Origin of the sequence: Acidovorax sp. KKS102 (assembly GCF_000302535.1) — a bacterium.
Lineage (GTDB): Bacteria > Pseudomonadota > Gammaproteobacteria > Burkholderiales > Burkholderiaceae_C > Acidovorax.
This window is the reverse complement of the sequence record NC_018708.1, coordinates 973,868-995,990: the sequence shown is the minus strand read 5'-3', so window position 1 is coordinate 995,990 and position 22,123 is coordinate 973,868. Positions and strand designations below refer to the sequence as shown.

Below are 22,123 nucleotides of genomic sequence, written 5' to 3'. Positions count from 1 at the left end.
AGAAGTGAAGTCTGCAGGCCGCTGCTTACTTGCGCATGACCTTTTCGGACGGCGTCAGCGCTTCGATGTAGGCCGGGCGCGAGAAGATGCGCTCTGCGTACTTGAGCAGCGGAGCCGCATTCTTGGACAGGTCAATGCCGTAGTAGTCGAGGCGCCACAGCAGCGGTGCAATGGCCACATCCAGCATCGAGAAGTTGTCGCCCAGCATGTATTTGTTCTTGAGGAATACGGGGGCCAGCTGCGTCAGGCGGTCGCGAATGTGCGCGCGGGCCTTTTCCAGCGCCTTTTCATTGCCCTTGGTAGCGCGCGATTCGAGCGTGTTCACGTGCACGAACAGTTCCTTCTCGAAGTTGAGCAGGAACAGGCGCACGCGGGCGCGATCCACCGGGTCACCGGGCATCAGTTGGGGGTGAGGAAAACGCTCATCGATGTACTCATTGATGATGTTCGACTCGTACAGGATCAGGTCGCGCTCGACCAGGATGGGCACCTGGCCGTACGGGTTCATCACGCTGATGTCTTCGGGCTTGTTGTACAGGTCCACATCGCGGATTTCAAAGTCCATGCCCTTTTCAAACAGGACAAAACGGCAGCGGTGGGAGAAGGGACAGGTCGTACCCGAATAAAGCACCATCATGGTGGGAGGCTCCTAAAAATCAAAAGAGTGGGACGCCAAAAGCGCCCACTCTGCAATAAATCCAATGGCACCCCGCAGGGTGCTGGGAATGGATCTGGCGTTTACTTGACGTCCTTCCAGAACGCGGCGTTCAGGCGCCAGGCGATGACGGTGAACACGCCCAGGAAAATCAGTACCCAGACGCCGACGCGCCACCGGATGTTTTGTGCGGGCTCACCCATCCACTGCAGGTAGTTCACCAAGTCGCCAATGTTCTGGTCGAACTGCAGCGGCGTCATCGTGCCGGGAGTGATCTGCTCCCAGCCCTTGAACACCTGGGTCTTGTGGCCATGGCTCTCGTGCTCTTCAAACACGGGACGACGTTCGCCTTGCATTTGCCACAGCACATGGGGCATGCCCACGCTGGGGAAAGCCAGGTTGTTCCAGCCCGTGGCCTTGGTGTCGTCGCGGTAGAAGGTACGCAGGAAGGTGTACAGATAGTCAGCACCCGTACCGCCGTGGCCTGCACGCGAGCGTGCGATCACGGTGAGGTCGGGCGGGTTGGCCCCAAACCATTCCTTGGCCTGCTTGGGGTCGATCGACGCCTTCATGGTCTCGCCCACCTTGTCGGTGGTGAACAGCAGGTTGTCCTTGATCTGCTGCTCCGTCAGGCCAATGTCGCGCAGGCGGTTGAACCGCATGAACGCAGCAGAGTGGCAGCTGAGGCAGTAGTTGACGAATATCTTGGCGCCGTTTTGCAGCGAGGCCAGGTCGTTGGTCTTGTTGGGCGCCTTGTCCCAGGCGATGGTGTCAGCGCCTGCCGCATGGGCAGCACCGGCGACAAGACCCACAGCGGCGATCAACGTGAGGATGATTTTCTTCATTGTTGTTATCTCCAGGCTCAGTGCGCCACAAAGGTCACGCGGTCAGGCACGGGCTTGGTTTCACCGATGCGGCTCCACCAGGGCATCAGCAGGAAGAAGCCGAAGTAGAACAGCGTTCCGACTTGCGACACACGCTCGCCGATCGGCGATGGTGGCTGAACACCCAGGTAGCCCAGAATCAGGAAGATGATCACGAACACGCCGTACAGGTACTTGTGCCAGTCAGGGCGGTAGCGGATCGACTTGACAGGGCTGTGATCCAGCCAGGGCAGGAAGAACAGGATGATCACAGCACCACCCATGACCACCACGCCCCAGAACTTGGCATCGATGGACAGCATCATGGCGATGACCACCACGGCCGCACCGGCGATACCCGCCTTCACGAAGCTGGGCAGCTTGGCCTTGAGCACCCCAAAGCCCGCACCAGCGACCACACACAGAACGAGCACGTACATCATCTCGGTGGTGATGGCACGCAGCATCGAATAGAACGGCGTGAAGTACCAGACCGGAGCAATGTGTGCAGGGGTCTTTAGCGGATCGGCCGGGATGAAGTTGTTGTATTCGAGGAAGTAACCACCGAACTCAGGAGCAAAGAACACCACGGCCGTGAATGCCATCAGGAACATGCTCAACGCGAAGATGTCATGCACCGTGTAGTAGGGGTGGAAGGGCACGCCATCGAGCGGCTTGCCATTGGCGTCCTTGGGAGCCTTGGGGCCCTTGATTTCCACACCATCGGGGTTGTTGGAGCCCACGTCGTGCAGCGCCAGCAAGTGCGCCACCACAAGGCCCAGCAGCACCAGGGGCACGGCAATCACGTGGAAGCTGAAGAAGCGATTCAGCGTCGCATCGCCCACCACATAGTCGCCACGGATCAGCAGAGCCAGATCAGGACCAATGAAGGGGATGGCTGCGAACAGGTTCACGATCACCTGGGCGCCCCAGTAGGACATCTGTCCCCAGGGCAGCAGGTAACCCATGAAGGCTTCGGCCATCAGGCACAGGAAGATCGCGCAGCCGAAGATCCAGACCAGCTCGCGGGGCTTGCGGTAGCTGCCGTAGATGAGGCCACGGAACATGTGCAGGTACACCACCACAAAGAACGCCGAAGCGCCCGTGGAGTGCATGTAACGGATCAGCCAGCCCCAGGGCACATCGCGCATGATGTACTCGACCGACGCGAACGCCAGGTTGGCGTCCGGCTTGTAGTGCATGACCAGGAAGATGCCGGTCACGATCTGGATCACCAGCACGACCAGCGCCAGCGAGCCGAAGATGTACCAGAAGTTGAAGTTCTTCGGAGCGTAGTACTCCGACATGTGCACCTTGTAGGCGTCAAAGGCCGTCGGGAACCGGTTCTCGAACCAGTTGGTGACCTTGGCGCCTGCGGAGGCGTTCGGCGAGATTTCTTTGAATTCGTGGGCCATGTCGTTCTCCGTCAAGCCTTCTTGTCTTCACCGATCAGCAGGCGCGTATCGGACAGGTACATGTGCGGAGGCACCTCAAGGTTGTCGGGTGCTGGCTTGTTCTTGAAGACGCGGCCCGCCATGTCGAACGTGGAGCCGTGGCAAGGGCACAGGAAGCCGCCCTTCCAGTCATCGGGCAGCGAAGGTTGTGCACCGGGCTGGAACTTGTCCGACGGCGAGCAACCCAAGTGCGAGCAAATGCCCACACCCACAAAAATTTCTGGCTTGATCGAACGCGCCTCGTTGCGGGCGTACTCAGGCGTGAGTTCAGAGGGCTTGCGCTCCGACTTGGGATCGGCGAGCTGGCCGTCGAGCTTGGGCAGCTCTGCCAGTTGCTCCGGCGTGCGCTTGATGATCCAGACGGGCTTGCCGCGCCACTCCACAGTGACCTTTTCTCCAGGTTTGAGGGCGGAGATATCCACCTCGACAGCAGCACCAGCGGCCTTGGCACGCTCTGAGGGCTGGAAAGTACTCACGAAAGGAACGGCGGTTGCCACGCCGCCCACCGCACCAGCACATGCTGACGTGATGATCCACGTCCGCTTGCTGGAGTCGATTGGAGTGTCACTCATGGGGATCCTCGATGAACATCGCTAGATTGGGGTCAACCGCGAATTGTAGCGGAGTGAAAATGGTTATTTCCAAGTGGTTTGCTGCCTTGACAGAGGGGCGAACCGGGCGATACTCGCCGATCACCGTTTTACCAGGAGAAACTACATGGGGATGATGCAAGAGTTCAGGGAGTTCGCGGTCAAGGGCAATGTGATTGACCTCGCGGTGGGCGTCATCATTGGCGGCGCCTTTGGCAAGATCGTGGATTCGGTGGTAGCGGACCTGATCATGCCCGTGGTAGGGCTGGTCTTTGGCAAGCTCGATTTCTCCAACCTGTTCATCGTGCTGGGCACCGTGCCCCCGGGCACGGGCACCACGCTCGATGCCCTCAAAAAAGCGGGCGTACCTGTGTTTGCCTATGGCAACTTCCTGACCGTGGCGGTCAACTTTGTGATCCTGGCGTTCATCATCTTCATGATGATCAAGCAGATCAACCGCCTCAAGCGCGAAGCCCCTCCCGCCCCCGCCGCACCGGTGGCGCCCCCCGAAGACATCGTGCTGCTGCGCGAAATCCGCGACAGCCTGAAGAAGTAGCCCCCCCTGGGCACGCGGCCCTTGCGGCCGCATACCACGCCACCGCTGCGCTGTTACGACCAGCCGCCGGTGGCGTTGGCTTTTCTGGACAGCTTGGGGCCCGCTGCGCCCGGGCAGGCACCCACTTTTTCAGCCGTTCGTTTGATTTCGATCAGTTCCGGGCTGTAAAGCCTCGGCGGCCGACATCACCCGCACAGCGTCCGCGCCATGCGCACCGCCTCGATCAGGCTGGAGGCGTCTGCAATGCCCTGCCCCGCAATGTCAAACGCCGTGCCATGGTCGGGGCTGGTGCGCACCAGGGGCAGGCCCAGAGTCACGTTCACGCCCTTTTCCACCCCCAGGTACTTCACCGGGATCAGACCCTGGTCGTGGTACATGGCAATCACCACATCGAACTCGCCCGCGCGCTGCGGCGTGCTGCGCGCGCGCATGAACACCGTGTCAGGCGCAAACGGACCGTGCACGTCCAGCCCCGCGCCACGCGCGGCGGCAATGGCCGGAACGATCACCTCCAGCTCTTCGCGGCCGAACAGCCCGCCCTCGCCCGCATGGGGATTGAGCCCCGCCACACCGATGCGCGGCACGCGGCCCAGGCTGCGCTGCAAGGCCGCGTGGGTGATGTGCAGCGTCTGCAGCACGTTGTCTTGTGTCACGGCCGCAATCGCGTCGCGCAGCGACACATGGATGCTGACGAGCACGGTGCGCAGCTCGTCATTGGCCAGCATCATGCGCACCGGCATCTGGGCCAGCGACACGCCCTGGTGCGCGGCGGCCTCTGCCTGCAACAGCTCCGTGTGCCCCGGAAAGTCCACGCCGGCCGCGGACAACGCCTCCTTGTGCAAGGGTGCCGTCACCAGCGCCGCCACCTCCCCCCGCAACGCGGCACGCGCCGCCCAGATCACGCTGTCCGCCGCAGCGCGGCCCGCGGCGGCGCTGATCTCGCCCCAAGGCTGGGCCCCCGGGATACCGGGCAGTTGCAGCACCGGGATGCAGCGGGGCGGAGCGTCCGCCGCTTCGCCCGGGGTCCCGATCTGGGCCACGGGCACACCGGGCACGCCGGGGCGTGTGATGACGCCCGCAGCGCGGCGCACAGTGGCCAAGTCACCGACGACAAAACAATGGCGCAGCGCATCGGGCGCATCCCGAAAAGCCTTGGCCACGATCTCGGGGCCGATGCCGGCGGGGTCTCCCTGGGTGATGGCGATGGGTTGCATGGGTTTGAAGTCAAAAGTGCCTGTAGCGCTAGTTGATCATGCGCCATTAGCTATTAATAAGTGAGCAAACTGAACCACACAACCCGACGAAGCGACGCCTTGTTGTGCGGTGTCTTGCCATCGTTTAGGCGGGGTTGTCGATCTCGATGAACTGGTGGCTCAGCCCGCACTGTTCTGCCACATGGGCCGCCACAGCGGGGGCGCCGTAGCGCTCCGTGGCATGGTGCCCGGCGGCTATGAAGCCCACGCCCGTCTCGCGCGCCAGATGCGCCTGGGGCTCGGAGATTTCGCCGGTAATGAAAACATCTGCCCCCGCCGCAATGGCCGACTCGAAATACCCCTGCGCGCCGCCCGTGCACCACGCCACGCGGCGCACGGGGCGCCGTGCAGCGGCACCACCGCCCACCTCACCCGGCGACACCAGGGTCACGGGGCGGCCGAGCGCCTGGGCCACATGGTCGGCCACGGCCTGGACATTGTCGAACGCCGCGGGCGCCGCAAAGCCCAGATCCTGCTCGCCAAACCGCGCATCGGCGGCAAAACCCAGCACCCGGCCCAGCTGTGCGTTGTTGCCCAGTTCGGCATGGGCATCGAGCGGCAGGTGGTAGGCAAACAGGTTGATGTCGTGCGCCAGCAGCAGCTGCAGCCGCTGCTTCATCCAGCCCGTGATGCGGCCATCCTGCCCGCGCCAGAACAGGCCGTGGTGCACAAAAATAGCATCGGCCTGCGCGGCAATGGCGGCTTCGATCAGTGCACGGCTGGCAGTGACGCCACTGACCATTCGCCGGATCTCGGCCTTGCCCTCGACCTGCAGGCCGTTGGGGCCGTAGTCCTTGAAGCGCTCGGGTTGCAGCAGGCTGTCAAACGCCTGCAAAAGTTGACTGCGGTGAATGCTCATGCCGCTATTGTGGCGCGCCGTTCGCGCCCCCACATTCGGAGACAATCCTGTGTGAGAGGGAGCGCCCAGGCCGCCACGGCGAACCTGCAGCTCCACCTCCATCGCCCACACCCTGTACTACCACCGGCAAGCACCTTTCATGAAGCGACTCTGGCTGCTGTTTTCCCAGTCCGTGACGGTCCTCGTTGCGGCCTACTTTGTTGTCGCCACGCTCCAGCCTGAATGGCTGGGCCGGGGCACCACGCGCTCCGGGGCGGGTATTGCGCTGCTGGAGGCCCCTGCAACGCCGCCTTCGCAGCCCGCGGCGGGCAGCTTCAGCGGTGCGGCGCGCAAGGCGGCGCCGGCCGTGGTCAGCATCAACACCAGCAAGGAAGTGCGCCACCCGCGCAGCAACGACCCCTGGTTCCAGTTCTTCTTTGGCGACCAGGGCAGCCAGGCGCAGGCGGGCCTGGGCAGCGGCGTGATCGTGAGCCCCGAGGGCTACATCCTGACCAACAACCATGTGGTCGAAGGCGCGGACGAGATCGAGGTGACCCTTACCGACAGCCGCCGCGCCCGTGCGCGCGTGATCGGCACCGACCCCGACACCGACCTGGCCATCCTCAAGATCGAACTGGACAAGCTGCCCGTCATCGTGCTGGGCAACTCCGACGCCCTGGACGTGGGCGACCAGGTGCTGGCCATCGGCAACCCCTTCGGCGTGGGCCAGACCGTGACCAGCGGCATCGTGAGCGCGCTGGGCCGCAGCCAGCTGGGCATCAACACCTTCGAGAACTTCATCCAGACCGACGCGGCCATCAACCCCGGCAATTCGGGCGGTGCACTGGTCGATGTGAACGGCAACCTCATGGGCATCAATACCGCGATCTACTCGCGCTCGGGCGGCAGCATGGGCATCGGCTTTGCCATCCCCGTGTCCACAGCGCGCATGGTGCTCGACGGCATCGTGAAGGACGGCCAGGTCACGCGCGGCTGGATTGGCGTGGAGCCCAACGAGCTGTCGCCCGAACTGGCAGAAACCTTTGGCGTCAAAAAGGCCACCGAGGGCGTGATCATCACCGGCGTGCTGCAGGACGGCCCCGCCGCCCAGGCTGGCATGCGCCCGGGGGATGTGATCGTGAGCGTGGACGGCAAGAGCGTGGGCAATGTGTCGCAGCTGCTGACCGCCGTGGCAGCGCTCAAGCCCGGCCAGGCGGCAGCGTTTGACGTGCAACGGGCCGACAAGCGGGTGGAGCTGAGCATCAACCCGGGCGTGCGCCCCCGGCCCCAGCGCAATGTGAGGCGCTGACGCCTGAACAGGCTCGGACAGGAATCACCAAGGCCGGGTACGAGCCGTCAGCGCAGCGGGGTGTGAACAAGGTCGGCGGCCTCGATGGCCCTGGTGCGAGGTCAGGCGGGAGTGAAGCACAGGCCAGCACGAAGGTATCGGATGGCTCATGTCACGCCAACGCGTGTGCAGCCAACCCGAAGCACTATGAAAATGATAGCTGCAAGCGCATACAACACTAGCGCTTGCGGCTGTTTTTATTGAATATTCGCTTTCACAGCCTGGGCGAAGCCCCAGAGACGTGATCTGCGCATACCTTCGTCGCGGCCCCGCCCGAGGCCAGAGGGTCAGGATGCGGAAGCGGACTCGCTAGGCTCTTCGGGCGCCTGGGTGTGCTTGATGAAGATCTGCGCGGCCCAGATGCCCACTTCGTACAGCAGGCACATCGGCACGGCCAGCGACAGCTGCGACACCACATCGGGCGGCGTCACGACGGCGGCCACCACAAAGGCCAGCACGATGAAATAGCCGCGAAACTCGCGCAGCTTCTGCACGCTCACGATGCCCATGCGCGCCAGCACCACCACGGCAATCGGCACCTCAAAGGCCATGCCGAACGCCAGGAACATGGACAACACAAAACTCAGGTAGGCCTCGATATCGGGCGCGGCCGTGATGCTCTTGGGGGCAAAGCTCTGGATGAATGCAAACACCTGGCCAAACACCAGGTAGTAGCAAAACGCCACACCCACGAAGAACAGCAGCGTGCTGGAAATCACCAGCGGCAGCACCAGCTTCTTCTCGTGCGAATACAGGCCGGGCGCCACAAAAGCCCAGATCTGCCACAGCACAAAGGGCAGCGCCAGCAGGAATGCCGACATCAGCAAGATCTTGAGCGGCACCATGAAGGGCGAGATCACCGAGGTGGCGATCAACGTGGCCCCCTTGGGCAGATGGGCCACCAGGGGGGCGGCCAGAAAGTCGTACAACGCGCCGGGGCCCGGGAAGAAGAACAGGATGGCCGCCGCAATGGCGATGGCGATCATGGCCTTGACCAGGCGGTCGCGCAGCTCCATGAGGTGCTGTACGAACGGCTGCTCGGTGCCGGCAAGTTCGTCTTCTTTGGAGGGGGTTTCGGACATGGTGGGTTTTCGTGGGCGTCAAGGCCGCCCATGCAGCGCAGGGGGCGCGGCAGGCTGCGTCAGTGGAATTTTTGGGGGCGGTAGCGTGCTACGCGGGCTGCGCCAGACTGTGCCTTGGTGCGCACACCACTGCGGGCCTTGTACCACTGGGGCACCGCACCACGCTTGAGGCGCCAGTTCTTGCCGGGGTGCTTGTAGGCAGGCACCACGGCCGCCTGCTCGCGCAGATCAGCGTTGCTGCTCGAATCGATGGCCTCGTTCCAGTCTTTCTCAAACTCGCTGGCGCTGGTCTGGATGGTGTTGTGCACATCGCGCGCGGCGTTCTCCACCGTGTCCTTCATCTTCTTGAGCTCATCGAGCTCCATGGACCGGTTGACCTCCGCCTTCACGTCGGAGACATAGCGCTGCGCCTTGCCCAGCAAGGTGCCGACGGTGCGGGCCACGCGGGGCAGCTTTTCGGGGCCGATGACGATCAACGCCACGGCACCGATCAGCGCCATTTTAGACAGACCAATATCAATCATGGATCAAGCGCCCGTACAAGGCAGGCAAAGGCTGCAGGTCGATGGCACCCGCTCAGCTCTTTTGCTTGGCTTCGACATCGATGGTGGTCTTGTCGGCAGCCTGGCTGTTGGCCACCTGGCCAGCGGGGGGCGTGGCGGCAGCAGGAGCGTCCGAAGCGCCGTCCTTCATGCCGTCCTTGAAGCCCTTGACGGCGCCGCCCAGGTCGGAGCCCATGTTCTTGAGCTTCTTGGTACCGAACACCATCACAACGATCAACAGCACGATCAGCCAGTGCCAGATGGAAAAAGAGCCCATGAAATATCTCCTAACGAATTGCAATCATTTTAGACGGGGGGCGTGACAGGAGTTCAATGCCGGGACATGCCGGCACCTCTGTATCTGCCCCGATCGTCAGCCTGGTTCAGCCTTTGAGCCACGGGCGGGGTCCGCCCATCACGTGGATATGCAGGTGGTGGATTTCCTGCCCACCTTCAAGCCCCGTGTTTACCACGACGCGAAAGCCACCATCCGGGTACGGGTTGCAGCCCTGCTCCAGCGCCAGCTTCGGCGCCAGCGCCATCATGCGCCCCAGCACGCCAGCGTGCTCCGGGGTGACCTGTGCCATGGAAGGGATATGCAGCTTGGGCACCATCAAAAAGTGCACCGGGGCCCACGGGTGGATGTCGTGGAAGGCGAAGATTTCTTCGTCCTCATAGACCTTCTTGGAAGGAATCTGGCCCGCGATGATTTTGCAGAAAAGGCAGTTCGGATCGTGCATGGGAAGGATCGGAGCAAAAGGAATCAGTAGTGCACAGTTGCAAAGCAATCCTGAGAGCACCTAGCGTATGGGCTAGGCATTGTCAGCGATCTTGATGCTGGGGCGCACGCCCACATCCTTGCGGTGTGCGTGCAGCCACTCCTGCCCTGCTGTGCGGCCCAGTGCAAACAGCTTGCGTACAAAGGCCAGGTCCGCACGCAGCTTGCTGTCGGCCCCAAAGGGCGCCAGCACCGAGCCGCCATCGATGCGGTGCATGCGCACGCTTTTGTAACGGCGGGCGTCGAGCTTGCCCTCGGCGAGCAGGCGGCGAACGAACTCGATGGCGCGCAGCTCGGCCAGCAGGCTGGCGTTGAAGGTGACTTCGTTCATGCGCTCCATGATCTCGGAGGCGCTGCTGGGCACGTCCAGATGCTCGACGGGGTTGATCTGCACGAGCAGGATGTCCGAAGTCTCGGTCTGGTAGATCAGCGGGTGCAGCGCGGGGTTGCCGGAATAGCCGCCGTCCCAGTACGCCTCACCCTCGATCTCGACCGCCTTGAACAGCATGGGCAGGCAGGCCGACGCCATCACCGCATCCGCGCTGAGCCGGGGCCCAAAAAAAATCTCGCCCCGGCCGGTGCGCACGTTGGTGGCACACACAAAAACCTTGGGGCCGACGACGCCGGTGCGGGCGGAGCACAGCAGGCTGAAATCCACTTCGCGCTCCAGCAGCTTGCGCAGGGGGTTGATCCCCAGCGGATTGGTCTGGTAGGGCGAGAACCACTGCGACATCATGCCCACGAGCGGATTGGCGGCAGACAACGGCGTTCCCCAGGTCAGGCTGCCCAGCGCGCCCACCCCTTCCCACAGGCGGGTGAGCGATTCGCGGGCCAGGGCGCAGCCAGCAAGATGTGCGTCCTCGGGGTCCTTGTGCTGCAGCGCTGCCTGCGCAAACCCGTGCGCCAGGGCCACCGCGTTCATGGCGCCTGCGCTGGTGCCACTGACACCGTCGAACTGCCACTGGCCGTCCTCCAGCAGCGCATCCAGCACGCCCCAGGTGAGCGCGCCGTGCGAGCCACCGCCCTGCAGCGCCAGGTTCAGACGCGGGCGGGAGCGGGCTGCTTCAGGCATCCACGGCCTGGCTCTTGTTCATGGCGACCATGCCACGCACGATGCGGTAGAGGAACCAGATGGAGATCAGGCCCCAGGCGATCCAGCCGGGCAGGAAGAACAGCAGCCACAGCGGCGCGGTGACGATGTAAAGCACGCCCGCCCAGATCACGGTGCGGATGCGCCACGAGAAATGGTTGGCCTGCCAGGTGCCTTCGGCATCGCCTTTTTTCACCAGGTCGATCACCAGCGCCACGATCAGCAGCGCAGCGCCAGGCTGTGCGCCCGGGATGACCGCCCCCAGCGCCACGATCAGGTGCAGCACATAGCTGACCCAGCCGATGGCCTTGAGGTCTTCGGCCTTCTGGTCGCTGGTCTGCACGTCGATGATGTCGCTCACGGTGTGCCTTCTTCGGCAGCGCGTTCCGCCACCTTGCGCAGGGCCTTTTCCTCGATGCCGCTGGTGCCTTCGCGGCGCTCCAGCTCGGCCACCACGTCGGCGGGCGTGAGGCCGTAATGGGCCAGCGCCACCATGGTGTGGAACCACAGGTCGGCCACTTCATAGACGATCTTGGACTTGTCGGCGCCGTGGTCCACATCCTTCGCGGCCATCACCACCTCGGTGGCTTCTTCACCGATCTTCTTCAGGAAGGCATCGGGCCCCTTGTGCAGCAGGCGCGACACGTAGCTGGTGGCCGGGTCGCCACCGTTGGCGGGCTTGCGGCTTTCGATGACGGCGGCCAGACGCGCCAGGGAATCGTGGGAACTCATGGTCTTGTCGTCCATTGCCATTACTTGTAGATGGATTCGGGGTCTTTCAAGACCGGATCGACCGCGTGCCAGACACCGTCTTTGAGCACGCTGAAAAAGCAGCTGTGGCGGCCCGTGTGGCAGGCGATGCCGGGTTCGTGGCCCTGCTGGGTGACCTTGAGCAGCACCACGTCGTTGTCGCAGTCCAGGCGGATTTCGTGCACGGTCTGCACGTGGCCGGACTCTTCGCCCTTGAACCACAGCTTCTTGCGCGAGCGGCTGAAGTACACGGCGCGGCCCAGCTCAGCGGTCTTCGCCAGGGCCTCGCGGTTCATCCACGCAAACATCAGCACGTCGCCCGTGCCCTGCTCTTGCGCAATCACGGGCACCAGGCCCTGCGCATCCCATTTCACTTCATTGAGCCAGTTCATGGGGGCCATTGTCGGCGATCCGGGTGGCGCGCCCGTGCCCGCCAGGGCGCGCATCCACGTTTTTCAGGTGTTTTTGGCCACAAGCGCAAGCATTACATGCGCCAGCAGCTATCAAATCAGGAGTGAATATTGATCACATCCGCACGGGGATGCCCCGCTCGGCCATGCGCTGCTTGGCCTGGCCCACGGTGTATTCGCCGTAGTGAAAGATGCTGGCGGCCAGCACCGCGTCGGCACCGCCGGTCTGGATGCCGTCGGCCAGGTGGTCGAGGTTGCCCACACCGCCCGAGGCGATCACGGGCACGCTGACCGCATCGCTGACGGCGCGGGTCAGCTCCAGGTCAAAGCCCGCCTTGGTGCCGTCGCGGTCCATGCTGGTCAGCAGGATCTCGCCCGCACCGCGCTGCGCCATCTCCTTCGCCCAGGCGATGGCGTCCAGGCCGGTGTTCTTGCGGCCGCCGTGGCTGTACACGTCCCAGCCTGCACCCACGGGCTGGCCGTTGGCGCCCAGGCGTTGCGCGTCTTCGGCCGAGCGGCGCTTGGCGTCGATGGCCACCACGATGCACTGCGCGCCGTACTTGGCCGACACGGCGTTGATCACCTCAGGGTTGGCAATGGCGGCCGAATTGAAGCTGGTCTTGTCCGCACCGGCATTGAGCAGGCGGCGCACGTCGTCCACGGTGCGCACGCCACCTCCCACGGTGAGCGGAATGAACACCTGGCTGGCCACGGCCTCGATGATGTGCAGGATGAGGTCACGGCCATCGCTGGTGGCGGTGATATCGAGGAAGGTGAGCTCGTCAGCGCCCTGCGCGTTGTAGCGCGCGGCAATTTCGACCGGGTCGCCTGCGTCGCGCAGCTCGACGAAATTGACGCCCTTGACCACACGGCCTCCGGTGACGTCAAGACAAGGAATGATTCGTTTTGCGAGCATGTCAGTGAGCGATTCGTTGATTTGACGCTACCGAGGCCAGCAGACGCCGTGGAACTGGCTTCGCCAGGCCACTGGCGTCGTCCCCTGGGGGAAGCGGCGAAGCCGCTCAGGGGGTGATCGGTTTCAGCCGTTCAGTTCGTCGGCACGGGCTTGTGCTGCCGCAAAGTCCAGGTCGCCGCTGTAGATGGCACGGCCGCAGATCACGCCTTCCACGCCCTCGTCCTCCACCGCGCACAGCTGCTCGATGTCGGCCATGTTGGACAGGCCGCCCGAGGCGATCACGGGAATGGTCAGCGCCTGGGCCAGTTTGACGGTGGCGTCGATGTTGATGCCCGACAGCATGCCGTCGCGGCCGATGTCGGTGTAGATGATGGATTCGACGCCCCAGTCCTCGAACTTCTTGGCCAGGTCCACGACCTCGTGGCCGGTGAGCTTGCTCCAGCCGTCGGTGGCCACCTTGCCGTCCTTGGCGTCGAGCCCCACGATGATGTGGCCGCCGAAGGCGCTGCACGCGTCTTTGAGGAAGCCGGGGTTCTTCACGGCTGCCGTGCCGATGATCACGTAGCGCAGGCCGCCGTCGATGTATTTTTCGATGGTGTCCAAGTCGCGGATGCCGCCGCCCAGCTGCACGGGGATGTCATCGCCCACCTCTTTCAGGATGGACTTGATGGCGCTGTAGTTCTTGGGCACGCCCGCAAACGCACCGTTCAGGTCCACCAGGTGCAGGCGGCGTGCGCCGGCATCCACCCACTTGCGCGCCATGGCGGCGGGGTCTTCACCAAAGGTGGTGGATTGGTCCATATCGCCTTGCTTGAGGCGTACGCAGTGGCCGTCTTTGAGGTCGATGGCGGGGATGAGCAGCATGGTGGTGAAGTTCGGGTGAAAAAGGGCGAGACGCAGCTCGGCCCGAACGGGTGGGGTTAAGGGATCAGGGATTCCAGTGCAGAAAATTGCGGTACAGGGCCAGGCCGTGCTCCGCGCTCTTCTCCGGGTGAAACTGGGTGGCAAAAATATTATCGCGCGCAACCGCCGCAGCAAACAAACCGCCGTAGTCGGCCTGCCCTGCACAATGGGCGGGATTTTGCGGCACAGCGTAGAAACTGTGCACGAAGTAGAAATAGCTGTTGTCCGGTACGCCCGCCCACACCGGGTGCACGCCGCCCCCGTGGTGCGCGTGGGGCATCTGCCGCACCTGGTTCCAGCCCATCTGGGGCACCTTGAAGCGGCTGCCGTCGGGCTGGGTGCGGCCTGCCAGGTCGAACTTGAGCACGTCGCCAGGGATCAGGCCCAGCCCAGGGGTGTCACCCTCGGCGCTGTGGTCCAGCAGCATCTGCATGCCCACGCACACCCCAAACATCGGCTTGCTGGCAGCGGCTTCGAGCACCGATTCCTGCAGGCCGGACTCGCGCAGCTCGCGCATGCAGTCAGGCATGGCGCCCTGCCCTGGCAGCACGATGCGCTGGGCGGAGCGCACGTCTTCGGGGCGCTGGGTGACGACCACGGTCCAGCCCGTGCCCTCGGCGGCGGCCTGCACGGCCTGCGACACGGAGCGCAGGTTGCCCATGCCGTAGTCCACGACCGCCACTGTTTTTGCTTCCATATTCATAGCTACTAGCGCATACAAATCAAGCGCTTGCGCCTGATTTGGGTGAAAAATTCACAGAGAGCCCTTGGTGGAGGGGATGACACCGGCCGAGCGTGGATCGCGCTCCAGCGCCGCACGCAGCGTGCGCCCAAACGCCTTGAAGATGGTCTCGCACTGGTGGTGTGCGTTGACGCCCTTGAGGTTGTCGATGTGCAGCGTCACGCCAGCGTGGTTCACAAAGCCCTGGAAGAATTCGAACACCAGTTGCGTGTCGAGCTGGCCGATGCTCCCGGCCGTGAACTTCACGTCCATGTGCAGCCCGGGGCGGCCCGAAAAATCGACCACCACGCGCGACAGCGCTTCATCCAGCGGCACGTAGGCATGGCCGTAGCGGCGGATGCCCTTCTTGTCGCCCACGGCACGCGCAAAGGCCTGGCCCAGGGTGATGCCCACGTCTTCCACCGTGTGGTGGCCGTCGATGTGCAGGTCGCCTTCGCAGTCGATGTCGAGGTCAATCAGCCCGTGGCGGGCGATCTGGTCGAGCATGTGGTCGAAGAAGCCGATGCCGGTGTGCAGCTTGGCCTGGCCGGTGCCGTCGAGGTTGATGCGCACGCTGATGCGCGTCTCGGCGGTGTTGCGGCTGACCTCGGCGATGCGGTCGGCCATCGGGTCGGCCGATGGGGCGGAGGGTACGAGTGCGGAGGAAGTCATAGGGAGGCTTGGAGTGCGGCCAGCATCTGCGCGTTGTCTTCGGCATTTCCTACCGTCAGGCGCAGGCAGTTGGCCAGCAATGGGTGCATTGTAGAAACGTTCTTGACCAGCACCTTGCGGTTTTTCATGCCCTCGTAGGCCTTGGCGGAATCCGCCACACGCAGGAGGACCATGTTCGCCTCGCTGTCCCAGCACTTTTCGACCCCGGGCATCTGGCGCAGCGCGGCGATGAGTGTGGTGCGCTCGGCACGGATTTCAGCGGCCTGGGCGGCGAAAACCTCGGCATGTTCCAGTGCAAACAGGGCCGCTTCGCAGTTGAGCACGCTCACGTTGTAGGGCGGGCGCACCTTGTCGATCTCGCTCACGAACGCCGAGGGTCCGATGAGGTAGCCCAGGCGCACGCCCGCGAGGCCAAACTTGCTGAGCGTGCGCATGAGCAGCACGTGCGCATTGCGCGCGGGGTCGGCGCGCATGCGGTCGATCCAGGTGCGGCTGGCAAAGGGCTGGTAGGCCTCGTCCATGACGACGATGCCGCCCTGCGCGCCCGCAGCGTCGATGATGCGCTGCACCGCGCCCTCGTCCCACAGCGTGGCCGTGGGGTTGTTGGGGTAGGCGATGTAGGTGATGGCGGGCCGGTGCTGCGCAATGGCGGCCAGCATGGCGGGCTCGTCCAGCTCGAAATCAGGCGTGAGCGGCACGCCGACAAAGTCCAGCCCCTGCAGCTGCGCGGACAGCGGGTACATCACAAAACCGGGCATGGGCGCCAGCATGGTGGCGCGCTGGCCCGTGCCTGGCTGTGCGCAGGCCAGCGCCAGCAGGGTGATGAGTTCGTCCGAGCCGTTGCCCAGCACGATGCCGTAGCCCTCGGGCATGCCCGCGTACTGTGCCAGGGCCACCTTCAGGTCAGCAATGCGGTCGCCGGGGTAGCGGTTGAGTGCCACCGCGCCCAGGCGCTGGCCCAGCGCGGCCTGCAGGTGCGCGGGCAGGCGGAAGGGGTTCTCCATCGCGTCCATCTTGAGCATGCCGGTGGAGGGCTGCACGACATAAGAGTGCATGGCGCGCACGTCGGGGCGGATGCGGGCCAGGGCCTGGAGGGGGGACGACGCGGGAGTAGTCATTCGGTGGTGTCCAGTTCGTTGGGGGTGACAAGGTAAGGGTTGATGGGGCGCACGGCGTCCATCGGCTGGTCGTGCGGCAGCGCCTCGGTCAGCAGGTAGCGGCAGCCCTGCTGGTGGGCGGATGAGAGGATGAGCGCATCCCAGTAGCCCAGGCGGTAGCGGTCCTGCAGGTCCCAGGCGCCGTCCACGGTGTAGGAGTCCAGGTGCGGCGGCAGCCACACGCGCAGGCGGCGCACCTGGGCGCGCACCTGCTGCAGCACGTGGGGACCGTCAAAACGCTGGATGGCCTGGTTGTACAGCTCGTTGAGCACCTGCGAGCTGATGCGGCCGCTGCGCGTCTGCCAGCAAAAGCTGATCCATTCACGCGCCCGCGCCTGGCGCTCGGCATCGCGGTCGTCCACGCTGGCGAGCAGGATTTCGGTATCGACAAAGATGGGGACGGTGGCCATGTGATTTGCCCCGTTCAGCGCAGAAACAGGGTCTCGCGGGGCACGTACGGTCCGCTAGACGCGCCCCAGGATTCAAACCCCAGTGCCTCGCGCATGGCCTGGGCATAGGCGTCTTCCTGGCGCATCTTTTCGGCCAGCCATTCACCGAGCAGGCGGGACACGCTGCTGCCGCGCTTGGCGGCTTCCACGCGCACCCATTCGGCAACGGTGTCGTCCATGGTCACGGTGATGTTCTTCATAGGGCAAAATATTACACGAAGTTCGTGCAACACGAAGTTCGTGCATTTTTCCTACAATTTTTGTTTGAATTTGGCTATCGCATCACCTTGAGCACGAATCGCTTCCGTCAACTGAGCATTTTTTCCAGCACTTACGATTGGCCCTCTCTCATTGCCTAAATCTGCTTGGATTCGATCCTTCGCCGCTTTTTTTGCTCTATGTCTTGTCGCACCTCCTCAGCTGCTTGCGACAGCGCCTGGAGGTTGACTCCCGGCCCCAACGGCACTCGGGCCGCACGACGCTCATTGATCACATCGGGCGGAACGTTCACGCATGCGCCCCAGAACGCATCCATGCGCTCCCACAGCCGGGACATGAAACGGATTCCATCGAATTCACCCGCAGAGTTCAAGCACTCCGCCGCGACCGCGCTCTGCCCTTGAAAGTCGTCTGCAATCACCAGCGTGTACGCCTGCTGAAAACCACCCGCTCCATGAAAGAGCTTGTTGCGCATGCAGTTGCAAAATTTCGCGAAGCCCTCGTGCACCGCGAGCAATGCGGCGGTGGTTTTCTCGTCGATCTGGCGTACTCCGTCCAACGCCTCAATGCACGACATGGTCATCAGGAAGCTGACTTCGATGTATGTCGGCAACGCTTTGCCCGCCAAGTACATCTTCAAGGGCTCGTACCACTTTGCAAAATCCTGCGCACTGACGCTCATGAACCCAAGGAACACGCTCTTTACCAGCACATCACCGCCCCGCGCCATCGGGAAGTGCGCTCTGCAGGGTTCAGCCGCGCCGCCATACAAGCGCAGCGTGTTGCCTTCGATCTCTAGAACCCTGTCCATCACCCCGCCTTGCAACAGACTCCACGCGGCATGCAGGCGCCTTTCCTGGACGAAGAAGTTGCCAACGCTGTTGAACCGCACCATCTTCCCGGCTCTGTCTTGCGCCACGTGGATGCCGTCCGCCAAGCCATCAGCATGCAACGGCGGCATGACCACGTGGAAGGCACCGCTGTCCTGGTACACCACCTGATACGGCATGCGCGGGTTGATCGCGGTGGAGCCATTCAACACTACGCGGTGTTCCGATGGAATCAGGACGATGCGTGCAAACCTGGTATCGTTTAAAAAGTCCTCATCTTTCGTCCATTCCGGCGTCATATCCCACAACACAAGCTCATCCAGTCGGAATTCGATGGGCGCTGACTGCTCGGACGCACACCCCCGCAGCGTGCATGCGCGCAGCGCGAACGGCACTTCCCGCGCGTTCAGCCATCGCGCGTGCATCGCGTGGGCCGTAGGTAGCTCTGCCTCCACGCGCAGCGTCCGCGCATCCAAAGTGAACGACACCTGCGCCGGGGGGACGCCCTCCCATCGGTCCACGGACAGTTCGCCCGTGCCCTCCAACTGGCCCAACCAGGGTTCCACGCTGTCTTCGATCATCTGCGTCTTTCGGCGATAGGGGTAGGGCCGTATCCTGCCGCGTTGACTTGCGTTGCGAATCAAAAAGCCGCCCCGTCGCGAAACAGGGCGGCTCTGGTATGCGCTGCAGCGTAGCCGACGGATAGGAAGCGCTTACGCGCGCCCTATGACTTCAACCGCATCTCGGCAGCCTGCGCGTGGGCCTGCAGGCCCTCGCCGTAGGCCAGCTCGGCGGCGATGGTGCCCAGCACCTGGGCACCGGCCTCGCTCACCTCGATGAGGCTGCTGCGTTTCTGGAAGTCGTACACGCCCAGCGGCGACGAGAAGCGCGCCGTGCCGCTGGTGGGCAGCACGTGGTTGGGGCCTGCGCAGTAGTCGCCCAGGCTCTCGGAGGTGTAGGCCCCCAGGAAGATCGCGCCCGCGTGGCGCAGCAACGGCTCCCAGCGGTGTGGGTCGGTGCTGCTCACTTCCAGGTGTTCCGGTGCGATGCGGTTGCTGATCGCGCAGGCTTCTTCCATGTCCTTGGTGAGGATCAGTGCGCCCCGGCCGGTGAGGCTCTTGGCGATGATCTCGGCGCGCGGCATGGTAGGCAACAGGCGGTCGATCTCGCGCTGCACGGCGTCGAGGTAGGCGGCGTCAGGGCACAGCAGGATGGCCTGCGCCAGCTCATCGTGCTCGGCCTGGCTGAAGAGATCCATCGCCACCCAGTCGGGCGGCGTGGTGCCATCGGCCAGCACCAGGATTTCGCTCGGGCCTGCAATCATGTCGATGCCCACGGTGCCGAACACGCGCTTCTTGGCGCTGGCCACGTAGGCGTTGCCGGGGCCGGTGATCTTGTCCACCTTGGGCACGGTCTCAGTTCCATACGCCAGCGCAGCCACAGCCTGGGCGCCGCCGATGGTGAAGGCGCGCGTGACGCCCGCCACGTAGGCGGCTGCCAGCACCAGCTCGTTGCGCTCGCCCTTCGTTGACGTGCCCTCGCCTGTTCCGCCGGTCGCCACGCTGCCCCGCACGGGCGTAGGGACGACCATGATGATTTCCTGCACGCCCGCCACGTGGGCCGGGATGGCATTCATCAATAGGCTGGACGGATACGCGGCCTTGCCGCCGGGCACGTAGATGCCCACGCGGTCCAGTGGCGTGACCTTCTGGCCCAGCAGGGTGCCGTCTTCGTCGCGGTAACTCCAGCTCTCGCCCGAGGCCTTTTTCTGCGCTTCGTGGTAGCTGCGCACGCGCTTCGCTGCAGCCTGCAGGGCGTCGCTCTGAGCTTGCGGGATGGCGTCGAACGCGGCCTTGAAGTCGGCCTGGGTCAGCTCCAGCGCGGCCATGTCGGGCGCAGAGAGGCCGTCGAAGCGGGCGGTGTACTCCAGCACCGCCGCGTCGCCGCGCTTTTGCACGTCGGCCAGGATGTCAGCCACGCGCTGCTCGATGGCCGCGTCGGTGTCGGCAGACCAGTGCAGACGGGCTGCGAAATCAGCCTCGAAAGTGGCCGCAGTGGTGGACAGACGGGCGGGAGCAGCTACCAAAGTCATAGTGTCAGTCGTAGGGTGAATCAGTTTTTGTCAGCCGGTATGGCCGAGGCAAACGCATCGATGATGCGGCGCAGCGGCGCCTGCTTGAGCTTGAGCGCGGCCTGGTTCACGACCAGGTAGGAGCTGATGTCCATGATGCGCTCCACTTCGATGAGGTTGTTGGCCTTGAGCGTGTTGCCGGTGGAGACCAGGTCCACGATGGCGTCGGCCAGGCCGGTGAGCGGCGCCAGCTCCATGCTGCCGTAGAGCTTGACCATGTCCACGTGCACGCCCTTGCTCGCAAAGAAGTCGCGCGCAATGCCGGTGTACTTGGTGGCGACCTTGAGGCGCGAGCCCTGCTTGACGGCCTGGGCGTAGTCGAAGTCGTTGCGCACGGCCACGCTGACGCGGCACTTGGCAATGCGCAGGTCCAGCGGCTGGTACAGGCCCTGGCCGCCATGCTCGATCAGGGTGTCCTTGCCGGTCACGCCGATGTCGGCACCGCCGTATTCCACATAAGTGGGCACGTCGGTGGCGCGCACCAGCACCACGCGCACGTTGGGCTGGTTGGTGGGCAGGATGAGCTTGCGCGATTTTTCGGGGTCTTCGAGCACCTCGATGCCTGCGGCCGCCAGCAGCGGCAGGGTTTCGTCAAAGATGCGGCCCTTGGAAAGCGCCAGGGTGATCATGTTGCTGCTCATGCTTTTACTCGTTCGATGTCAGCGCCGATGCCGCGCAGTTTGGCTTCCATGCAGTCGTAGCCACGGTCCAGGTGGTAGATGCGGTCCACCACGGTTTCGCCTTCGGCCACGAGGCCTGCGATGACGAGGCTGGCGGACGCACGCAGGTCAGTGGCCATCACGGTGGCGCCGGACAGGCGGGGCACGCCCTCAATCACTGCCACCTTGCCATCCACCTGGATTTTGGCGCCCAGCCGAACCAGCTCGTTGACGTGCATGAAGCGGTTTTCAAAAATCGTCTCGGTCACCGTGGCCGTACCCTGGGCGATGCAGTTGAGCGCCATGAACTGGGCCTGCATGTCGGTGGGGAAACCGGGGTATTCGGTGGTGCGAAAGCCCTGGGCCTTGAGCGTGGCGCCGCCCGCGCTTTGCACGCGGATGCCGCCGTCCACGGCCTGCACGGTGGCACCGGCCTCGCGCAGCTTTTCGATGACGGCGTCGAGGTGGTCGGCACGACCATGGCGCAACACCACATCACCGCCCGTGGCGGCCACGGCGCACAAAAAGGTACCCGCTTCAATGCGGTCGGCCACCACGCGGTGGGTGCAGCCGTGCAGTTTTTCGACGCCCTGGATGCGGATGCGGCTGGTGCCATGGCCTTCGATCTTTGCGCCCATCGCAATCAGCATCTCGGCCAGGTCCGAAATCTCGGGTTCTTGCGCGGCGTTTTCCAGCACCGTTTCACCCTCGGCCAGCGCAGCAGCCATGAGGAAGTTCTCGGTGCCCGTCACCGTGACCATGTCGGTGGTGATGCGCGCACCCTTGAGGCGCTTCCAGCCTGCGGGCAGCTTGGCGATCATGTAGCCGTGTTCGACCACGATCTCGGCCCCCATGGCGGCCAGGCCCTTGATGTGCTGGTCCACCGGGCGCGAGCCAATGGCGCAGCCGCCGGGCAGTGACACCGTGGCCTCGCCAAAGCGCGCCAGCAGCGGGCCCAGCGCCAGCACGGAAGCGCGCATGGTCTTGACCAGTTCGTAGGGTGCCTCGGGTGTGCTCAGCGCGCTGGCGTTGATGCGCACCGTGCCGTCATCGGCCCGCTCCGCCGCCACGCCCATGTTGCGGATCAGCTTGAGCATGGTGCTCACGTCCTGCAGCTGGGGCACGTTGAGCAGCGTCACGGGCTCTGCCGTGAGCAGGGCGGCGCACAACTCCGGCAAGGCGGCGTTCTTGGCGCCGGAGACCAGCACATCGCCTTGCAAGCTACGTCCGCCGCGAATCAGGAGTTTGTCCATCTCA

The 22,123-nt window shown here is 64.0% G+C and carries 27 protein-coding genes; 2 read left to right on the top strand and 25 right to left on the bottom strand.

Annotated features, from left to right (window positions below):
- Positions 1-25: 25 nt before the first annotated feature.
- From C380_RS04470 to petA, 4 genes are all read right to left on the bottom strand, one after another.
- The gene (locus C380_RS04470; RefSeq protein WP_005794209.1) at positions 26-637 is read right to left on the bottom strand and encodes a glutathione S-transferase N-terminal domain-containing protein; all 612 of its coding nucleotides are present in this window, start codon (positions 635-637) and stop codon (positions 26-28) included.
- Between the two features lie 101 nt (positions 638-738).
- Positions 739-1,500: a cytochrome c1 gene (locus C380_RS04465; protein ID WP_015012703.1), complete on the bottom strand. Its 762-nt coding sequence runs from the start codon at positions 1,498-1,500 to the stop codon at positions 739-741.
- Between the two features lie 17 nt (positions 1,501-1,517).
- Positions 1,518-2,933 (bottom strand): cytochrome bc complex cytochrome b subunit, encoded by a 1,416-nt coding sequence (locus tag C380_RS04460; RefSeq protein WP_015012702.1) that lies wholly within the window; start codon positions 2,931-2,933, stop codon positions 1,518-1,520.
- An 11-nt stretch (positions 2,934-2,944) separates the two neighbouring features.
- On the bottom strand, positions 2,945-3,544 hold the full coding sequence (gene petA / locus C380_RS04455) for a ubiquinol-cytochrome c reductase iron-sulfur subunit (RefSeq protein ID WP_015012701.1): 600 nt from the start codon (positions 3,542-3,544) through the stop codon (positions 2,945-2,947).
- A 145-nt stretch (positions 3,545-3,689) separates the two neighbouring features.
- Here petA and mscL point away from each other — a divergent pair, with 145 nt between their 5' ends.
- Positions 3,690-4,118 carry a large conductance mechanosensitive channel protein MscL gene (gene mscL / locus C380_RS04450; RefSeq protein WP_015012700.1) on the top strand — a complete coding sequence of 143 codons (429 nt, stop codon included), beginning with the start codon at positions 3,690-3,692 and terminating at the stop codon, positions 4,116-4,118.
- Between the two features lie 185 nt (positions 4,119-4,303).
- On the opposite strand, the gene pdxA is transcribed toward mscL, so the two are convergent.
- The gene (pdxA, locus tag C380_RS04445; RefSeq protein WP_015012699.1) at positions 4,304-5,332 is read right to left on the bottom strand and encodes a 4-hydroxythreonine-4-phosphate dehydrogenase PdxA; all 1,029 of its coding nucleotides are present in this window, start codon (positions 5,330-5,332) and stop codon (positions 4,304-4,306) included.
- 124 nt (positions 5,333-5,456) lie between these two features.
- Positions 5,457-6,230, bottom strand: coding sequence for a Nif3-like dinuclear metal center hexameric protein (locus C380_RS04440; RefSeq protein ID WP_043565137.1), 774 nt, complete (start codon positions 6,228-6,230; stop codon positions 5,457-5,459).
- 139 nt (positions 6,231-6,369) lie between these two features.
- Here C380_RS04440 and C380_RS04435 point away from each other — a divergent pair, with 139 nt between their 5' ends.
- Positions 6,370-7,518, top strand: coding sequence for a trypsin-like peptidase domain-containing protein (locus C380_RS04435; RefSeq protein WP_015012697.1), 1,149 nt, complete (start codon positions 6,370-6,372; stop codon positions 7,516-7,518).
- Between the two features lie 326 nt (positions 7,519-7,844).
- Here the strand turns inward: C380_RS04435 and tatC are convergent, their stop codons facing one another.
- From tatC to murA, 19 genes are all read right to left on the bottom strand, one after another.
- Positions 7,845-8,639 carry a twin-arginine translocase subunit TatC gene (gene tatC / locus C380_RS04430; protein WP_015012696.1) on the bottom strand — a complete coding sequence of 265 codons (795 nt, stop codon included), beginning with the start codon at positions 8,637-8,639 and terminating at the stop codon, positions 7,845-7,847.
- Between the two features lie 59 nt (positions 8,640-8,698).
- Complete coding sequence (tatB, locus tag C380_RS04425; protein WP_015012695.1) at positions 8,699-9,163, bottom strand: Sec-independent protein translocase protein TatB; 465 nt, start codon at positions 9,161-9,163, stop codon at positions 8,699-8,701.
- A gap of 52 nt (positions 9,164-9,215) precedes the next feature.
- Positions 9,216-9,458: a Sec-independent protein translocase subunit TatA gene (gene tatA / locus C380_RS04420; protein WP_015012694.1), complete on the bottom strand. Its 243-nt coding sequence runs from the start codon at positions 9,456-9,458 to the stop codon at positions 9,216-9,218.
- Positions 9,459-9,564: 106 nt separating this feature from the next.
- Positions 9,565-9,921 (bottom strand): histidine triad nucleotide-binding protein, encoded by a 357-nt coding sequence (locus tag C380_RS04415; protein WP_015012693.1) that lies wholly within the window; start codon positions 9,919-9,921, stop codon positions 9,565-9,567.
- A 72-nt stretch (positions 9,922-9,993) separates the two neighbouring features.
- Positions 9,994-11,031, bottom strand: coding sequence for a patatin-like phospholipase family protein (locus C380_RS04410; protein ID WP_015012692.1), 1,038 nt, complete (start codon positions 11,029-11,031; stop codon positions 9,994-9,996).
- Positions 11,024-11,410, bottom strand: a complete 387-nt coding sequence (locus C380_RS04405) for a membrane protein (RefSeq protein ID WP_015012691.1) — start codon at positions 11,408-11,410, stop codon at positions 11,024-11,026. The genes C380_RS04410 and C380_RS04405 overlap by 8 nt, the downstream gene beginning before the upstream one ends.
- Positions 11,407-11,781, bottom strand: a complete 375-nt coding sequence (locus C380_RS04400) for a phosphoribosyl-ATP diphosphatase (protein WP_043566048.1) — start codon at positions 11,779-11,781, stop codon at positions 11,407-11,409. Before C380_RS04400 ends, C380_RS04405 begins: the two co-directional genes overlap by 4 nt.
- 20 nt (positions 11,782-11,801) lie before the next feature.
- Positions 11,802-12,200, bottom strand: a complete 399-nt coding sequence (gene hisI / locus C380_RS04395) for a phosphoribosyl-AMP cyclohydrolase (RefSeq protein WP_083871647.1) — start codon at positions 12,198-12,200, stop codon at positions 11,802-11,804.
- A gap of 124 nt (positions 12,201-12,324) precedes the next feature.
- A complete protein-coding gene (hisF, locus tag C380_RS04390; protein WP_015012688.1) occupies positions 12,325-13,125 on the bottom strand; it encodes an imidazole glycerol phosphate synthase subunit HisF in 801 nt (266 codons plus the stop codon).
- A gap of 123 nt (positions 13,126-13,248) precedes the next feature.
- Positions 13,249-13,989: a 1-(5-phosphoribosyl)-5-[(5-phosphoribosylamino)methylideneamino]imidazole-4-carboxamide isomerase gene (hisA, locus tag C380_RS04385; RefSeq protein ID WP_015012687.1), complete on the bottom strand. Its 741-nt coding sequence runs from the start codon at positions 13,987-13,989 to the stop codon at positions 13,249-13,251.
- A 64-nt stretch (positions 13,990-14,053) separates the two neighbouring features.
- Positions 14,054-14,731, bottom strand: a complete 678-nt coding sequence (gene hisH, locus C380_RS04380; RefSeq protein WP_043565135.1) for an imidazole glycerol phosphate synthase subunit HisH — start codon at positions 14,729-14,731, stop codon at positions 14,054-14,056.
- Between the two features lie 51 nt (positions 14,732-14,782).
- Positions 14,783-15,421, bottom strand: coding sequence for an imidazoleglycerol-phosphate dehydratase HisB (gene hisB, locus C380_RS04375; RefSeq protein WP_015012685.1), 639 nt, complete (start codon positions 15,419-15,421; stop codon positions 14,783-14,785).
- Complete coding sequence (gene hisC, locus C380_RS04370) at positions 15,418-16,539, bottom strand: histidinol-phosphate transaminase (protein ID WP_015012684.1); 1,122 nt, start codon at positions 16,537-16,539, stop codon at positions 15,418-15,420. Before hisC ends, hisB begins: the two co-directional genes overlap by 4 nt.
- The gene (locus C380_RS04365; protein ID WP_015012683.1) at positions 16,536-16,988 is read right to left on the bottom strand and encodes a PIN domain-containing protein; all 453 of its coding nucleotides are present in this window, start codon (positions 16,986-16,988) and stop codon (positions 16,536-16,538) included. The genes hisC and C380_RS04365 overlap by 4 nt, the downstream gene beginning before the upstream one ends.
- A 14-nt stretch (positions 16,989-17,002) precedes the next feature.
- The gene (locus C380_RS04360; protein ID WP_015012682.1) at positions 17,003-17,227 is read right to left on the bottom strand and encodes a hypothetical protein; all 225 of its coding nucleotides are present in this window, start codon (positions 17,225-17,227) and stop codon (positions 17,003-17,005) included.
- Between the two features lie 155 nt (positions 17,228-17,382).
- Positions 17,383-18,657 (bottom strand): hypothetical protein, encoded by a 1,275-nt coding sequence (locus C380_RS04355; RefSeq protein ID WP_015012681.1) that lies wholly within the window; start codon positions 18,655-18,657, stop codon positions 17,383-17,385.
- Between the two features lie 143 nt (positions 18,658-18,800).
- Entirely contained in the window at positions 18,801-20,168 is a 1,368-nt protein-coding gene (hisD, locus tag C380_RS04350) for a histidinol dehydrogenase (RefSeq protein WP_015012680.1), read from the bottom strand.
- 20 nt (positions 20,169-20,188) lie between these two features.
- Complete coding sequence (gene hisG / locus C380_RS04345) at positions 20,189-20,848, bottom strand: ATP phosphoribosyltransferase (protein WP_015012679.1); 660 nt, start codon at positions 20,846-20,848, stop codon at positions 20,189-20,191.
- The gene (gene murA / locus C380_RS04340) at positions 20,845-22,119 is read right to left on the bottom strand and encodes a UDP-N-acetylglucosamine 1-carboxyvinyltransferase (protein WP_015012678.1); all 1,275 of its coding nucleotides are present in this window, start codon (positions 22,117-22,119) and stop codon (positions 20,845-20,847) included. The genes hisG and murA overlap by 4 nt, the downstream gene beginning before the upstream one ends.
- Positions 22,120-22,123 lie beyond the last annotated feature (4 nt).

What these genes read in the sequence shown, in the direction of transcription:
- tatB (WP_015012695.1), bottom strand. Translation starts at nt 9,163, where the DNA reads ATGATTGATATTGGTCTGTCTAAAATGGCGCTGATCGGTGCCGTGGCG.
- hisI (WP_083871647.1), bottom strand. Translation starts at nt 12,200, where the DNA reads ATGGCCCCCATGAACTGGCTCAATGAAGTGAAATGGGATGCGCAGGGC.
- C380_RS04465 (WP_015012703.1), bottom strand. Translation starts at nt 1,500, where the DNA reads ATGAAGAAAATCATCCTCACGTTGATCGCCGCTGTGGGTCTTGTCGCC.
- mscL (WP_015012700.1), top strand. Translation starts at nt 3,690, where the DNA reads ATGGGGATGATGCAAGAGTTCAGGGAGTTCGCGGTCAAGGGCAATGTG.
- hisB (WP_015012685.1), bottom strand. Translation starts at nt 15,421, where the DNA reads ATGACTTCCTCCGCACTCGTACCCTCCGCCCCATCGGCCGACCCGATG.
- C380_RS04435 (WP_015012697.1), top strand. Translation starts at nt 6,370, where the DNA reads ATGAAGCGACTCTGGCTGCTGTTTTCCCAGTCCGTGACGGTCCTCGTT.
- C380_RS04440 (WP_043565137.1), bottom strand. Translation starts at nt 6,230, where the DNA reads ATGAGCATTCACCGCAGTCAACTTTTGCAGGCGTTTGACAGCCTGCTG.
- hisF (WP_015012688.1), bottom strand. Translation starts at nt 13,125, where the DNA reads ATGCTCGCAAAACGAATCATTCCTTGTCTTGACGTCACCGGAGGCCGT.
- C380_RS04400 (WP_043566048.1), bottom strand. Translation starts at nt 11,781, where the DNA reads ATGAGTTCCCACGATTCCCTGGCGCGTCTGGCCGCCGTCATCGAAAGC.
- hisH (WP_043565135.1), bottom strand. Translation starts at nt 14,731, where the DNA reads ATGAATATGGAAGCAAAAACAGTGGCGGTCGTGGACTACGGCATGGGC.
- C380_RS04360 (WP_015012682.1), bottom strand. Translation starts at nt 17,227, where the DNA reads ATGAAGAACATCACCGTGACCATGGACGACACCGTTGCCGAATGGGTG.
- C380_RS04365 (WP_015012683.1), bottom strand. Translation starts at nt 16,988, where the DNA reads ATGGCCACCGTCCCCATCTTTGTCGATACCGAAATCCTGCTCGCCAGC.
- C380_RS04410 (WP_015012692.1), bottom strand. Translation starts at nt 11,031, where the DNA reads ATGCCTGAAGCAGCCCGCTCCCGCCCGCGTCTGAACCTGGCGCTGCAG.
- C380_RS04415 (WP_015012693.1), bottom strand. Translation starts at nt 9,921, where the DNA reads ATGCACGATCCGAACTGCCTTTTCTGCAAAATCATCGCGGGCCAGATT.
- hisA (WP_015012687.1), bottom strand. Translation starts at nt 13,989, where the DNA reads ATGCTGCTCATCCCCGCCATCGACCTCAAAGACGGCCACTGCGTACGC.
- tatA (WP_015012694.1), bottom strand. Translation starts at nt 9,458, where the DNA reads ATGGGCTCTTTTTCCATCTGGCACTGGCTGATCGTGCTGTTGATCGTT.
- petA (WP_015012701.1), bottom strand. Translation starts at nt 3,544, where the DNA reads ATGAGTGACACTCCAATCGACTCCAGCAAGCGGACGTGGATCATCACG.
- tatC (WP_015012696.1), bottom strand. Translation starts at nt 8,639, where the DNA reads ATGTCCGAAACCCCCTCCAAAGAAGACGAACTTGCCGGCACCGAGCAG.
- hisG (WP_015012679.1), bottom strand. Translation starts at nt 20,848, where the DNA reads ATGAGCAGCAACATGATCACCCTGGCGCTTTCCAAGGGCCGCATCTTT.
- C380_RS04355 (WP_015012681.1), bottom strand. Translation starts at nt 18,657, where the DNA reads ATGATCGAAGACAGCGTGGAACCCTGGTTGGGCCAGTTGGAGGGCACG.
- hisC (WP_015012684.1), bottom strand. Translation starts at nt 16,539, where the DNA reads ATGACTACTCCCGCGTCGTCCCCCCTCCAGGCCCTGGCCCGCATCCGC.
- C380_RS04460 (WP_015012702.1), bottom strand. Translation starts at nt 2,933, where the DNA reads ATGGCCCACGAATTCAAAGAAATCTCGCCGAACGCCTCCGCAGGCGCC.
- C380_RS04470 (WP_005794209.1), bottom strand. Translation starts at nt 637, where the DNA reads ATGATGGTGCTTTATTCGGGTACGACCTGTCCCTTCTCCCACCGCTGC.
- murA (WP_015012678.1), bottom strand. Translation starts at nt 22,119, where the DNA reads ATGGACAAACTCCTGATTCGCGGCGGACGTAGCTTGCAAGGCGATGTG.
- hisD (WP_015012680.1), bottom strand. Translation starts at nt 20,168, where the DNA reads ATGACTTTGGTAGCTGCTCCCGCCCGTCTGTCCACCACTGCGGCCACT.
- pdxA (WP_015012699.1), bottom strand. Translation starts at nt 5,332, where the DNA reads ATGCAACCCATCGCCATCACCCAGGGAGACCCCGCCGGCATCGGCCCC.